Here is a 13,408-nt window from a genome sequence, read left to right as displayed (position 1 = left end):
CCGGCTCGGGTTGCGGCGTGGCGCACAAAGGGTCTATGGCGGAAGCCTGATCGCCAAGAGGCTATATCCATATGTCTGATGTCTTCCTGAATGTCGTCCCGATCTTCGTGCTCATCCTGCTCGGCTGGCTGATCGTGCGGATGGGTTATCTGAAGGCAACGGTTGGAGATGCGCTTGGCGATTTCGTGTTCCGTGTCGCCGTTCCCGTTCTCCTCTTCCGGACCATTGCCGAGGCCGATTTCAAGGATGGCTCGCCCTGGCCTCTCTGGGTGGCCTACTTCTCCGGGGTCGCCGTGACCTGGACGCTCGGGCATTTCGCAGCAACCCTGTTTTTCGGGAAGGATGCACGGATCGGCGTTCTCGCCGGCGTCTCGTCCGCCTTTGCCAACACGGTCTTTATCGGTCTGCCACTCGTCTCACGCAATGTCGGCGAAGGCGGTGTGGTGGCCCTGTCCATCCTGCTCTCCGTCCACCTGCCGGTGATGATGATTGCCGGCACGATCCTGATGGAGCGCGCCGAGCGCAAGACCAGCGGCAAGCCTGGACAAAGCCCACTACGGCTGATCAGGGGCATCCTGCGCAACCTCGTTCGCAATCCGCTGGTCATCGGCCTGGTGCTGGGTGCCGTCGTGCACCTGATCGGGATGCCGATTGGCGGCCCGGTGAAGATCATTGTCGATCAACTCGCCGGGGTGGCCGCGCCGGCGGCGCTGATCTCGATCGGAATGGCGCTCGACAAATACGGCCTCACCGGCAATACGGGCATTGCGTCCGTCACCAGCGCCCTGAAACTGATCGTGCTGCCCGCGACCGTCTACGGGGCCTGCCAGGTGCTTGGTCTCAACAGTGACTGGACCGCGGCACTGGTGCTGACCTCCTCGGTCCCGACGGGTGTCAACGCCTGGCTGATCGCCAACCATTTCAATGTCGGTCATGGGCTCGCCTCGTCAACGATCACCCTGACAACAGCGCTGGGCGTCATCTCGGTTTCCGCCTGGGCCTATATCCTGCTGTAGAGACCGGTTTACGGAAATTCAGGCATGAAAAAGCCCGACGCGATGGCCGGGCTATTCCTCAATCTTATTTTGTCGGCATTCGAACAGCGTCTGATTATTGTGCCGGAGCCGTCTCGGTTGCCGGCTTTTCAGCGCCGCCTTCGGCAGCGGGCGTCGCAGCGGCGGACGCATCCGGCAGAGCCACCGGAGTATCAGCCTGCTCACGCAGCCAGGCGATCAGGTTGGCGCGCTCGTCCGGCTTCTTGACGCCGGCAAAACCCATTGCTGTGCCCGGAACGTGCTTCTTCGGTGCTTCGATGAAGAAGCTCAGGTGATCATAGGTCCAGGTCTTGTTGGCTTCGGCGAAGGTCTTCATGCCAGCGGAGTAGCTGAAACCCTCATGCGATGCGATCGGGCGATCGACGACCCCCCACAGGTTCGGGCCGACCTTGTTCGGCCCTCCCTTCTCGGAGGTGTGACAGCTTGCGCATTTCTTGAAGACGGTCGCGCCGGCGGCGGCATCTGCGCCTGCCAGGAGCGGCTTGATATCGACTTCCACTTCCTCGGCCGCACCACCGGCAGCTTCAGACGAGCCTTCCTCGGCGATGATGGCGAAGCCTTCCTTCTCGGGAACTTCCGAATGGAAGATGCCTTCCGATGCAATCGATACGGACATCAAAACAAAGACCGTACCCAGGAAGGCACCCACGCCCATGTTCACATATGAGTTCATCCGCCAATGCTCCCCTTGCACCCGGCGCAAACAATGCGCCAGCCTATCTTGAAATCGCGCGGAACCTATGTCTTTTGGCTTTGTGTTGCAACAGACATTATCGCGCAGGACTGAGACCTTTTGACACTATTCCCGCGTCTTTTGAAGGCCTAAGCATGAAGAACGACAATTTGGACAAAACCCTCATCCTCATTCCCGCGCGCATGGCCTCGACACGTCTTCCGGGCAAGCCGCTTGCCGATATCTGCGGCCTGCCGATGATCATCCAGGTGGCGCTTCGTGCCCGCGATGCGCAAGCTGGTCGGATTGTCGTCGCCGTCGATCATCAGGATACGTTCGACGCAGTCGTAAACGCCGGTTTCGAAGCCGTCATGACACGAACCGATCACCAGTCCGGCTCCGACCGTATCCATGAGGCGCTCCAGAAGAGCGATCCGGAAGGCAAGGCCGAAATCGTCATCAACGTTCAGGGCGACCTGCCGACCATCGAACCGGAAACCATCCGCGCGGCTCTCCGGCCGCTGGAAAACCCTGAGGTCGATATCGCCACGCTGACCGTGGAGATCGAGGACGAGGAAGAAAAGACCAATCCGAACGTCGTCAAGGTCGTCGGCTCGCCGCTCTCTGATACGCGGCTGAAGGCGCTGTACTTCACGCGCACCACTGCGCCGCACGGCAAGGGACCACTTTATCATCATATCGGCCTTTACGCTTATCGGCGCGCCGCCCTGGAGAAATTCGTCTCGTTGCCGCCATCGGTGCTGGAAAAGCGCGAGTCGCTCGAACAACTGCGCGCGCTCGAAGCCGGCATGCGCATCGACGTGGAAATCGTCAAATCCATTCCGCTGGGCGTCGATACCCCGGCCGACCTTGAAAAAGCCCGGCGTCTGCTCGCCGCGAAAGCCTGATCGGAAGCCCGCATGATCACGAAGACCAACCGCATCTCGTTCCAAGGGGACTTTGGCGCCAATTCCGACATGGCCTGCCGCGACATGTTCCCGGAGATGGAGCCGCTACCGTGCCAGACTTTCGAGGATGCGTTCCTGGCCGTCGAAAACGGCGAAGCGGACCTGGCGATGATCCCGATCGAAAACACGATCGCGGGGCGCGTTGCCGATATCCATCACCTTCTGCCGGATTCGCGGCTGCATATCATCGGCGAATATTTCATGCCGATCCGCTTCCAGTTGATGGTCCTGCCAGGCGTGACTCGGGACGAGATCCGCACCGTTCACAGCCACATCCATGCGCTTGGCCAATGCCGCAAGATCGTTCGCGCCAATGGCTGGAAGCCGGTTGTCGCCGGTGATACGGCCGGCGCTGCCAAGCTCGTCTCGGAAATGGGCGACCGGTCGATGGCGGCCCTCGCCCCCCGGCTTGCTGCCGATCTCTACAATCTCGATATCGTCGCCGAGAATGTCGAGGACACCGAGAACAACGTGACTCGTTTCGTCGTTCTCGCGCGTGATCCGAAGATCATCCGGCGCACGGCCGATTCGGATGTCATCGTCACGACCTTCGTGTTCAACGTGCGCAATATCCCGGCCGCCCTCTACAAGGCGCTGGGCGGTTTTGCCACCAATGGCATCAATATGACCAAGCTCGAGAGCTATCAGCTTGGCGGCAAATTCATCGCCACCCAGTTCTACGCCGACATCGAGGGGCATCCGGACGACGCCCATGTTCGCCAGGCTCTGGACGAACTGCGATACTTCTCGGAGAAGGTCCGCATCCTCGGCTCCTATGCCGCGCACCCGATGCGGCTCGTGTTGTAAAGAAGCCAGCCACGCCAACTCTCGCTAGAATTAGGGGGTAAGGACTCTCGAAAAAGAGTGGAAATCATCAAAAAAAAGTGATTGCCTAGCCATGAGCAGCTTTGATTTGCTCATGCGTTGGGCCGTTCTCGGGGGCAGCGCCAACCATTTCGGTAACGACAGCACCTGCGGGCCTTATAGACGCGGGCGCAAGCGAGGGTGATCATGGCCATCAGAACTTTTCTTCTCAGCTCGACTGCGGCACTCATGGCCGCGAGCGCAACCCACGCCGCAGACGCGATCGTGGCGGCCGAGCCGGAACCGATGGAATATGTGCGCGTCTGCGACGCCTACGGCGAAGGCTTTTTCTATATTCCGGGAACCGAGACCTGCCTGAAGATCGGCGGCTATGTTCGCTTCGATTCGAATTACGGCGAGAGCCCCTATGACGGCACAAGCAACGGCTGGGATGCCTTCACGCGCGGTACGATGACGTTCGACGCGAGAAACGACACGGAATTCGGCACTCTTGGCAGCTTCATCGAACTGCGCAGCGACGCCAACAACATCACCGATACCGACACCTATCTGAACGCCGCCTTCATCACACTGTCCGGATTTCGCGCCGGATATGGCGACTCCCGATTCGATATCTGGCTGAATTCGGCCGGCAATATCATCAATGACGACGTGATCGACTATACCGGCGATCGCACCAATCAGATCAGCTATACCTTCGGCGATGAGGAAAAGGGATTTTCGGCTCTGATCGGACTTGAAGAGGGTTCAGGCAGCTACGATACCGGCTTTGCACCCGTGCCGACCGTCAATTATGACGGCGCCGACGTTCCGCATATCATTGGCGGCGTGAAATATGCCGGCGACTGGGGCAGCATCGCGGCGGTGGGCGGCTATGACACGGAAGCCGAATCGTTCGGCGGCAAGGCCCGTCTCGACGTGATCTTCAACAGTGTCTTTTCCGCCTGGATCATGGGCGGTTACCAGTCTGACTGGGACAACGACAATGGCCCCGGTGGCACGCGCCGTCTGAGCTATTATGGTCCCTGGTTCGGCGACTGGGCTGCGTGGGGCGGCGTTGCCATCCAGGTCAACGAAAAGGCCTCGATCAATGCACAGGCAGCATACGAAGAAGACGGCACGTTCGCTGCCGCCCTCAATCTCGACTATGCGGTTGTGGAGGGCCTGAAGTTCCAGCCGGAATTGAACTACACCGATTTCGACGGATTGCGTGGGACCGGCGATGCGATTGGCGGCACGATCCGATTCCAGCGCGACTTCTGATCCGGATTCTCAGTATACAGCTTTGCATGCGAAACCGGCGCCTTCCATCGGAGGGCGCCGGTTTCGTTTCAGCGCGGCCAATCGAGCCAGTCGCGCATGAGCTGGTGCGCAATCGCGCCTTTGGGCGGCGATCCTATTTCACCATTGGTCAAGGACACGCCGGTATTGCGCGCCAGCATAGCTGCCGTTTCCTCGCGGTTGAACCAGCGGCAATCCTCCAGTTCCTGATCGTTGCGATGAATGTTGCGAGATTTCGCCTCTGAATAACACCCGATCATCAGCGTATGCGGCATGGGCCATGGCTGGGACGCATGATAGCGGACGCGGCCGACGCGTATGCCGGATTCCTCCAGCGTTTCGCGCCGCACGGCGTTTTCGATCGTTTCGCCCGGTTCCAGGAAGCCGGCGAGGCAGGAAAACATGCCTTCCGGAAAATGCGGACTGCGTCCGAGCAGGCAGAGGTCACGTTCCAGATCGATCGTCAGCATGATGACAACGGGATCGGTGCGCGGGAAGATCATGTGGCCGCAGGCGGAGCAGACGCGGCGATAGCCGCCGGCCTTGCCTTCCATCGCCGATCCGCACTTGCCGCAAAACCGGTTTGTGGCATTCCAGCTCAACAGGCTGGAGGCCTGCGCGAACTGGCCGAGAAGCTCATCCGTCAGCATCTGCTGGCGATAGAGCGTGCGGCCATCGGCGAGCTTGAAGGGCTCGGGAAGCGTCTCTTCAATTAGCCCAATCGGCACCGCCAGGCGTGGCTCCCCATTGGGCAGAAAGCCGAGCAGGATCGCTTCGTCTAGATCTGGCTCGAGCCCAGCCAGCTCGTAGGGCGCAAACAGCGGGTCGATGATCTTCTCGTCGTGCTTGACCACAAGCTTGCCGGCTGAAAAAGCAAACGCGTGCGCGCCTTCCTTGCGGAAAGCCGTCTCGACACAATCGTCGGCTCGATGTTCGGACTGACGGTCCAGATGATTTTCGGCAAAGGCGACGAGGGTGCTGGGTTCCGGATGCGGGCTGTGCAGGTCGAAGATCGATTTCGTCATGTCAGAGGTTTTCCAGTATCCTTGCTGCGAATGCCTTGCGCTCGTTTTCGTCCCAGGGTTCCACGGTGCCGAAACCCCAGACCGGCCCCGGCCAGTTGGCATCGCCCTCGTTGCGGGCGATGACATGGACGTGGAGTTGGCGGACGATGTTGCCAAGCGCGCCGACATTGATCTTCGTCGCCCCCGTCGCCTTTTTCAATGCCAGGCCAACCATATTCGTCTCGAATGTCAGCATCGCCTGATCGAGTGGCGTGAGGTCGAACACTTCCGACATGCCGTTGCGCTGCGGGATCAGCACCAGCCAAGGCCAGCGGCGATCATTGTTGATGCGCAACTGGCAAAGACCGAGCGTCGCAATATGCAATCCGTCACGCTGAAGGCGTTCATCGATATTAAAGGCACGCAAGCGGCTCTCCCTGAGCGGTGATTTTTCTTTTGTTTCAAGATCGATAGCAGTTTTTTGAAGGCTTGGCTTGCATTTGGTTTCGATATTGCCGATATGAGAGCCGGGAGGTTGGTGGTGGACGAGCCACTCGCCAACCGGGTCAGGTCCGGAAGGAAGCAGCCCCAACGAGCCAGGCACGGGTCATCGTGCCAGCCTCCCACCCTTTTTCTTCTGTCCGTCAGGACGCGATTTGCAGCCAAGCGGCCCCGTCTTGGGGAAAAAAGGGCGATGAGCGAAGACACGTTGATCCCGACATCCGAAAAGCCCGCCGCCTACCGCGTCCTTGCGCGCAAATACCGGCCGAAGGATTTCTCCGACCTGATGGTCGGGCAGGAGCCGATGGTCCGCACGCTCACCAACGCGTTCGAGACCGGCCGCATCGCGCAGGCCTATATGCTGACCGGCGTTCGCGGCGTCGGCAAGACGACCACCGCCCGCATCCTTGCCCGCGCGCTCAATTATAAGACGCCCGAGATCGACAAGCCGACGATCGACCTCCGTGTGCCCGGCGAGCATTGTCAGGCGATCATGGAAGGCCGCCATGTCGATGTCATCGAGATGGACGCAGCCTCCCATACCGGTATCGACGACATCCGCGAGATCATCGAGCAGGTGCGCTACCGCCCGGTTTCAGCGCGCTACAAGGTCTATATCATCGACGAAGTGCACATGCTCTCGACGCAGGCCTTCAACGGCCTGTTGAAGACGCTCGAAGAGCCGCCGGAGCATGTGAAATTCATCTTCGCGACCACCGAAATCCGCAAGGTGCCGATCACGGTCCTGTCGCGCTGCCAGCGCTTCGACCTGCGCCGCATCGGCGCATCGGACCTCGTCGGCCTGTTCACCACCATTCTCGGCAAGGAAGGCATTTCCGCCGATCCGGATGCGCTTGCCATGATCGCGCGCGCGGCCGAAGGTTCGGCCCGTGACGGCCTGTCGCTGCTCGACCAGGCCATCGCCCATGGCGGCGGCGTGGTCGAGGTCGAGGCGGTGCGCTCGATGCTCGGCCTTGCCGACCGCGCCCGCATCGTCGATCTCTTCCAGCGTATCGTCAAAGGCGATGTGGCGGCGGCTCTCGAGGAGTTTGGCGGGCAATATGAAGCCGGCGCAAGCCCGTCGGTCGTGCTCACGGATCTTGCCGACTTCACCCATCTGGTAACCCGGCTGAAATTCGTTCCCGACGCTGCCAACGACCAGTCGCTGAGCGAAATCGAACGGACCCGTGGCGCCGAATTCGCCTCATCCGTGGCGGTGACGACTCTGTCGCGCATCTGGCAGATGCTCTTGAAGGGCATTCCGGAAACGGAAAGCTCGTCACGCCCGGCGGGTGCCGCCGAAATGGTACTGATCCGGTTGGCGCATGCGGCCCATCTCCCCTCCCCGGAAGACGCAGCGCGGCGATTGCTCGACCTGTCCAATGGCGACGCACAGCAACGCCCATCGCCCGCCCCGAACGGCGGCAACGGCGGTGGCGCGCAGGCATCGCAGGCATTTTCCAGCGGATCGACCCAAGCGCGCGGCAGCGACATGCAGCCCGCCCAGCGGACGACCGGAAACGGCGCCACCATGCTGCGCGCGGTTCCCGATGTCGCGCCACCGCAGCCGGTGGCTGTCGGCATGACGGAGACCCGACCGGTCGAAGCACCTGCGGCGAAGCCCGAACCCAAGGTTTCCGTCCGGTCCGTCAGCGATATCGCCGATCTCTGCGGCACAAACCGCGACATCAAGCTGAAGACGCTGGTGCGTGGTTTCGTGCGGCTGGTCAGCCTCGAGCCCGGACGGCTGGAACTCAATCTGCCGGACGACGCGCCGAAGACCTTGGTCGCGGAACTGCAGAAGAAGCTGGAAGACTGGACCGGCATCCGCTGGATGGTCATCCTCAGCCGCGAACCCGGTCAGCCCACGCTGATCGAGGCGGAAACGCAGGCGCAGGAGAAGCGTGTCAGTGACGCCCGCCAGGATCCGGATGTCGCTGCCATCCTCGCCCGCTTTCCCGGCGCCAAGATCACCGACGTCAGGATCAAGGGGCCGGAGCCTGAAGAAGAGAGCGAAACCCTTGTGGTGGCCGCCGCTGAATCCGCTGACGGCGATATCCTGCCCGGCGACGATATCGAGCACTGATTCCAGAGACTTCACGAGACAAAGAAGAGGACATGACGATGCGTGACATCATGGGAATGATGGGCAAGGTCAAGGAAATGCAGGCCAAGATGGAGAAGATGCAGGAAGAGATTTCCGCTCTCGAAGTCGACGGCTCCTCCGGCGGCGGCCTTGTGACCGTGCGCATGGACGGCAAGGGCAATCTCAAGGGCATCAAGATCGACCCGTCGCTGTTCAAGGAAGACGATGTCGAAATCCTTGAAGACCTCATCGTCGCCGCCCACAAGGACGGCAAGGACAAGGCCGAGGCCATCACCGCCGAGAAGACCAAGGCACTGACCGCAGGCCTGCCGATCCCGCCCGGCATGAAATTTCCGTTCTAAGTAATCTCAGTTGAACGGCAGGTAGGCGGCGCCGACGACGCGCACCTTGCGGGCCGGCGGCGGAACTAAGCTGGTGGAGCCACGCAGGCCGACATCACCGAGCAAAACCTGATCGATGGCAGCCACAGCCGTCTCCCCGGTTTCAACGCCGGCAATCTCCATATTTTCGCCGGCTGTAGCCGGCGTTTTTGCCAGCACCGTCTTGTAGAACCGCGCCATGTCGCAGGTCTTGAGCGGTGAGGCGGCGCGATAGGCGCCGGCATTGGGGAGGTCGGCATAACGCAGGCCAGTTGTTACCGACACCATGTCATCGGCATTGCGGTCGGTGCCCGTCATCCGGAAGACGTCCATCGACGGATCGTCGCAGATGAACTTGCACTGCCCGGCAATCGCCTGCATGTCGTCGGCCGTGTTGTAGCCTGAGTTGGGGGTCGGGAAATAGTAACCATCGGAAAGACGGACGCAGCGTGTCTCGATCTTGGTCTTGTTGCGCGGCAGGGCATAGGCGGCGGCCATGGTGCGCGCGCTGATATGGCCGCTGTTCTGGCGTTTCACCGGCGTGCGCTCGGCCACGACCGGGCGCGGTTCACTCTCAGGGCGAGCCGCAGCCGAGAGGCTTGCAAGGCGGGCGCTGGTCTGTGCAATACGGCCGGCGATTTCCCGGCAGGCGAAGGTGGAACGCGTGGCACAGCTGTACTTGGTTTCAAACGCGCGGTTTGCGGCGATCTGGCGCTGCAAGCGAGCGATTTCCGCATTGCCGGCGGCTTGCGCTGTATGGCCATGAAATACCACACCGATCATCGTAACGATCAGCAGCATTCCGAGCCGTCCGCTCCAACACGCCAATTGCTTCAATCCGGCCATGATCCGCCCTAGCCCAGTTGCGCGGACAAAACACAGCCGGCGGCATTCTTGCGCTCGCAAGCCCGCTCGAGTTTCTTTGTATCCGCATGATGATCGATGTGTCGCAAAAGGCGGGAATGCAATGAAGGCCTTGGCGACACCTGCTTCATAGATTGCACGCAGTGTGAAATAAAGCAGAAGTTAAACAAATGGTTAAAACCGGCGATCTGTAAAATGCCGCACATTTCGAGCCAACTCACGCGCCGGTGAGCTTTGCACGCAGTCGATCGTTGATGGGCGCGGTGAGATAGCGGGACCTGTCCTCATCCGGAATGTTCTTTCCATAGGTCCGCAGCAACTCCGGCATGGTCACCGGGTCGCCGGAATAGGCGTGGTAGCTGACAGCATCGCCCACCTGAATCACACCATCCATCAAGACCCGGCAATAGAAACCAGGCCGCCCCGCCCTGACGAAGCGTCTGGCAAAATCCGGATCGCCCATTCTTGCGGTGAGGGTAGCGCAAGGGATGCGTGCGGAGGTCACCTCCAGCGCGACCGTTTCGGTTTCGAACCGATCGCCGACGGAAATGGTACGGCTGTCCGCGCCCTCGAGCACTAGGTTTTCTCCGAACGTGCCCGGGGGCAGATCGCGCTCCAATTCCTTCGACCACCAGTCGAGATCGACGGAACCCATTACATAGACCGCCTGATCAGTGCCGCCATGGTGTTTCCGGTTGCAGATGGCATCGCCGATCAGGCCCTCGCGATCCACCATTACGGCGGCCTCCACGGGATGCTTGAAGATGCCGGTCTTGTAGGATTTTCCGGCCAGCGCTTCGGCGCTACCGGTACAGACGGCCAGGATTTTCATGCGGGACACCTTCTTTTCAGCGATTCCGTTCCCGTTGGATATGGGGTAGAACCGCCGCATGGCAAAGCGAGTCACCGGCCCCGAAATCGAAAAACTCATCCAGCTCCTGGCAAAGGTGCCCGGACTCGGGCCGCGCTCGGCGCGGCGCGCGGCGCTGCATCTGGTCAAGAAGAAGGACCAGCTGCTCGGCCCGCTGGCCGATGCGATGGGCCAGGCGCATGCGAAAGTGCGCATTTGCTCCCGTTGCGGCAATGTCGATACGATCGACCCCTGCAGCGTCTGTTCCGACGACCGGCGCGACAATTCCGTCATCATCGTGGTGGAGGATGTCTCCGATCTCTGGGCATTGGAGCGGGCGAGCGCGATGAACACGGCCTATCACGTGCTCGGCGGAACACTCTCGCCGCTCGACGGCGTCGGGCCTGAGGATCTCAACATCAAGGGCTTGGTGGAACGCGTCGCCAAGGGTGGCGTGCGTGAACTGATCATCGCCGTCAACGCCACTGTCGAGGGCCAGACGACGGCGCATTACATCACCGACCAGTTGGATGGACTCGGCGTCAAGATCACCCGGTTGGCGCATGGTGTCCCCGTCGGCGGCGAGTTGGATTATCTGGACGAGGGTACGCTGACGGCAGCGCTGAGGGCGAGGACGGCGATTTGAGGAAGACAACGCATCTCGCTACCGCCGCCTCTCTCGCGGCAAATACGGAATTGGCTGGCAAAGCCATTACACCATCTTCCGTCATTCCTGTGCTTGTCACAGGAGTCCAGTCACGCGACGTCCGTCGCGTGAAAGAGTCTAAGGCGCCATGGACATGGCGCCGCTGGATCCCCGCCACAAGGGCGAGGATGACGGAGTGTATGGATGCACCGTCAGGTAAAGGGCGGCGCATTCTACCCCTCCTAGTAGGCATCCTCCTTGCTCTGAGTCCCCTGCCCGCCCTCGCTGCTTCCAAGGCCGAGACCGAGGCGCAGTTCCGCCAATGGCTGCAAACCGACCTCTGGCCGGAGGCGAAGAAATCCGGCATCTCGGAACAATCGTTCAAGGCAGCCTTTGCCGATGTGAAGCTGAACTGGGACTTGCCGGACCTCGTTCCGCCCGGCAGCAAACCGCCGAGCACGCAGAAGCAGAACCAGGCGGAGTTTGCCTCGCCGGGCGCCTATTTTTCCGAAAAGCGGTTGCAGGGACTGGCCGCGACCGGCCGGGCACTGGCGCAGGAAAATGCCGCGACGCTCAAGCGGATCGAGAAGACCTATGGTGTTCCCGGGCAGATCGTCGTTGCCATCTGGGGCAGGGAATCCGGTTTCGGCAAGGCGAAAATTCCGCATCCAATCATGGACGTGCTGACGACCAAGGCCTTCATGTCGACGCGCGGTGACCTGTTCCGGCGCGAACTGATCGCGGCGCTGCACATTCTCGACAGCGGCGACGTACGCGAGGCGGAAATGAAGGGGTCTTGGGCGGGCGCCATGGGCCAGCCGCAGTTCCTGCCGACCAGCTTCCTCAAATATGCCGTCGATTTCGATGGTGACGGACGACGGGATATTTGGAAGTCGACGCCCGACACGCTGGCCTCGATCGCCAATTACCTGGCGGAGAAGGGCTGGCAGCGGGGTCGTGACTGGGGTTTCGAAGTCAAGATTCCCGCCAACGTATCCTGTGCGCAGGAAGGGCCGGACCTTGCCAAGCCCATCGGCCAATGGGCGGCAAGCGGCATCACGCGGATTTCCGGCAAGGCATTTCCATCCAGCGAATCGAAGGCAGACGGCATGATGCTGGTGCCGGCGGGCCGGCATGGGCCGGAATTCATCGTCACGCCGAATTTCTACGTTATCAAGGAATACAACAACTCCGACCTATATGCGCTGTTCATCGGCAACCTCGCCGACCGGATTTCAACGGGTGGCGGGGCGTTCAAGGGCGCTTTTGGCGATGTCGGCAAGATGCTGCGCTCCGATGTCCTGCGCATGCAGAAATCGTTGGAAGCGCAGGGACATGATGTCGGCAAGGCAGACGGCCTGCCTGGTTTCAAGACCCGCCGCTCGATCGGCCGCTGGCAGGCGGACAATGGCATGACGCCGACCTGCTATCCGGAAGAAAACATGCTGGGCAAGCTCTAAGCCAGCAGGTCTTCCAGAAGGACCATGATCGAGGTCCAACCCTTCTCATGACCGTCGCGCGCCTCCTCGCTCCGGAACTTCACCTGCTTGAGCGTGATCTCGGTCGTCGTGGCATCCACCTCGGCAAGATCGATGGTGACGACGCTGTCATCCAGCGAATAGGGCGACTCCCAGGTGAAGGCGAGACGCGAATACGGGTCGATTTCCAGATAGGTGCCGGCATGGGGAATGTCCTTGTCCGGCGTCACCATGACGATCGAGAAGCGACCGCCCTTCACCGGGTCGTTGGTGACCCTGCTCGGCTCGGAACTGCCAAAGGGCGGCGCCATGAACTTCGACAGCATCGCGGGCGAGAGCCAGGCGTTGAAGACCTTTTCGCGTGGCGCGGCGATCTTGCGGTTCACTGTCAGTTCAAGCTCGGTCATCGTTCTCATCCTTTGAAACGAACAGGTTTTCCAGCGCCGTCAGACGCAATTCCCAGATGGACTTCAACTGCGCGAACCAATCTTCTGTCACCTTCAACGGTTCGAGTTCGGCCGCGATGAAGTGCTCGCGTCCCATGGTCCGGCGGGTGACGAGACCCGCCTCCTCCAGCACCTTGATGTGCTTGGAGACAGAATTTAGCGACATGTCGAAATGGGCGGCAAGCGCGGTGACCCGCAGCGCCCCTTCCTGCACCAGCAGTGTCAGGATGCGTCGCCGCGTGGTATCGCCCGCAGCTTTCAATATCCGTGACAGAGCATCGTCGTCCATTTATTCACCTTAATGGTTGAATATCGAAATAATCGAAATCAGTCAACCATGCGGGTGAGCAT

General features: G+C 60.8%; 15 protein-coding genes and 1 other RNA gene. 9 read left to right on the top strand and 7 right to left on the bottom strand.

The window, feature by feature from the left end:
• Positions 1-71: 71 nt before the first annotated feature.
• Positions 72-1,016 (top strand): AEC family transporter, encoded by a 945-nt coding sequence (locus ASG68_RS16630; protein ID WP_062582254.1) that lies wholly within the window; start codon positions 72-74, stop codon positions 1,014-1,016.
• Between the two features lie 94 nt (positions 1,017-1,110).
• On the opposite strand, the gene ASG68_RS16625 is transcribed toward ASG68_RS16630, so the two are convergent.
• Positions 1,111-1,728, bottom strand: coding sequence for a c-type cytochrome (locus tag ASG68_RS16625; protein WP_062582252.1), 618 nt, complete (start codon positions 1,726-1,728; stop codon positions 1,111-1,113).
• A 155-nt stretch (positions 1,729-1,883) separates the two neighbouring features.
• Between ASG68_RS16625 and ASG68_RS16620 the strand changes: the two genes are divergently transcribed.
• The 3 genes from ASG68_RS16620 to ASG68_RS16610 all read left to right on the top strand — a co-directional run bounded on the left by ASG68_RS16620 (position 1,884) and on the right by ASG68_RS16610 (position 4,784).
• Positions 1,884-2,636: a 3-deoxy-manno-octulosonate cytidylyltransferase gene (locus ASG68_RS16620; RefSeq protein WP_062582250.1), complete on the top strand. Its 753-nt coding sequence runs from the start codon at positions 1,884-1,886 to the stop codon at positions 2,634-2,636.
• Between the two features lie 12 nt (positions 2,637-2,648).
• Positions 2,649-3,503: a prephenate dehydratase gene (locus ASG68_RS16615; RefSeq protein ID WP_062582247.1), complete on the top strand. Its 855-nt coding sequence runs from the start codon at positions 2,649-2,651 to the stop codon at positions 3,501-3,503.
• A 204-nt stretch (positions 3,504-3,707) separates the two neighbouring features.
• On the top strand, positions 3,708-4,784 hold the full coding sequence (locus ASG68_RS16610; protein ID WP_062582246.1) for a porin: 1,077 nt from the start codon (positions 3,708-3,710) through the stop codon (positions 4,782-4,784).
• A gap of 68 nt (positions 4,785-4,852) precedes the next feature.
• On the opposite strand, the gene nudC is transcribed toward ASG68_RS16610, so the two are convergent.
• Together nudC and ASG68_RS16600 are read right to left on the bottom strand one after the other, a co-directional pair.
• Positions 4,853-5,827, bottom strand: coding sequence for an NAD(+) diphosphatase (gene nudC, locus ASG68_RS16605; protein WP_062582244.1), 975 nt, complete (start codon positions 5,825-5,827; stop codon positions 4,853-4,855).
• Between the two features lies 1 nt (position 5,828).
• Positions 5,829-6,233: an HIT domain-containing protein gene (locus tag ASG68_RS16600; protein WP_062582242.1), complete on the bottom strand. Its 405-nt coding sequence runs from the start codon at positions 6,231-6,233 to the stop codon at positions 5,829-5,831.
• A 103-nt stretch (positions 6,234-6,336) separates the two neighbouring features.
• On the opposite strand from ASG68_RS16600, the gene ffs reads away from it, so the two are divergent.
• From ffs to ASG68_RS16585, 3 genes are all read left to right on the top strand, one after another.
• An RNA gene (ffs, locus tag ASG68_RS16595) (signal recognition particle sRNA small type) lies at positions 6,337-6,433 on the top strand.
• A gap of 67 nt (positions 6,434-6,500) precedes the next feature.
• Positions 6,501-8,393 (top strand): DNA polymerase III subunit gamma/tau, encoded by a 1,893-nt coding sequence (locus ASG68_RS16590; RefSeq protein ID WP_062582240.1) that lies wholly within the window; start codon positions 6,501-6,503, stop codon positions 8,391-8,393.
• A gap of 38 nt (positions 8,394-8,431) precedes the next feature.
• Entirely contained in the window at positions 8,432-8,755 is a 324-nt protein-coding gene (locus tag ASG68_RS16585; RefSeq protein ID WP_062582432.1) for a YbaB/EbfC family nucleoid-associated protein, read from the top strand.
• Positions 8,756-8,761: 6 nt separating this feature from the next.
• Here ASG68_RS16585 and ASG68_RS16580 read toward each other — a convergent pair whose 3' ends face one another.
• Complete coding sequence (locus tag ASG68_RS16580) at positions 8,762-9,574, bottom strand: DUF2865 domain-containing protein (protein WP_062582238.1); 813 nt, start codon at positions 9,572-9,574, stop codon at positions 8,762-8,764.
• A 280-nt stretch (positions 9,575-9,854) separates the two neighbouring features.
• Positions 9,855-10,469 carry an MOSC domain-containing protein gene (locus ASG68_RS16575; RefSeq protein WP_062582236.1) on the bottom strand — a complete coding sequence of 205 codons (615 nt, stop codon included), beginning with the start codon at positions 10,467-10,469 and terminating at the stop codon, positions 9,855-9,857.
• A gap of 58 nt (positions 10,470-10,527) precedes the next feature.
• Here ASG68_RS16575 and recR point away from each other — a divergent pair, with 58 nt between their 5' ends.
• Both recR and ASG68_RS16565 read left to right on the top strand, forming a co-directional pair.
• Positions 10,528-11,133: a recombination mediator RecR gene (gene recR, locus ASG68_RS16570; protein ID WP_062582235.1), complete on the top strand. Its 606-nt coding sequence runs from the start codon at positions 10,528-10,530 to the stop codon at positions 11,131-11,133.
• Positions 11,134-11,333: 200 nt separating this feature from the next.
• A complete protein-coding gene (locus tag ASG68_RS16565) occupies positions 11,334-12,593 on the top strand; it encodes a lytic murein transglycosylase (RefSeq protein WP_156373905.1) in 1,260 nt (419 codons plus the stop codon).
• On the opposite strand, the gene ASG68_RS16560 is transcribed toward ASG68_RS16565, so the two are convergent.
• Both ASG68_RS16560 and ASG68_RS16555 read right to left on the bottom strand, forming a co-directional pair.
• Complete coding sequence (locus tag ASG68_RS16560) at positions 12,590-13,018, bottom strand: SRPBCC family protein (RefSeq protein ID WP_062582233.1); 429 nt, start codon at positions 13,016-13,018, stop codon at positions 12,590-12,592. The genes ASG68_RS16565 and ASG68_RS16560 overlap by 4 nt on opposite strands.
• Positions 13,005-13,346 (bottom strand): ArsR/SmtB family transcription factor, encoded by a 342-nt coding sequence (locus ASG68_RS16555; protein ID WP_062582231.1) that lies wholly within the window; start codon positions 13,344-13,346, stop codon positions 13,005-13,007. Before ASG68_RS16555 ends, ASG68_RS16560 begins: the two co-directional genes overlap by 14 nt.
• Positions 13,347-13,408: the final 62 nt, after the last annotated feature.

This window comes from Rhizobium sp. Leaf453 (assembly GCF_001425605.1).
Taxonomy (GTDB): Bacteria; Pseudomonadota; Alphaproteobacteria; order Rhizobiales; family Rhizobiaceae; genus Pararhizobium.
Note: the sequence above shows the minus strand (reverse complement) of the source record. Positions and strands in the feature narration are given on the sequence as shown.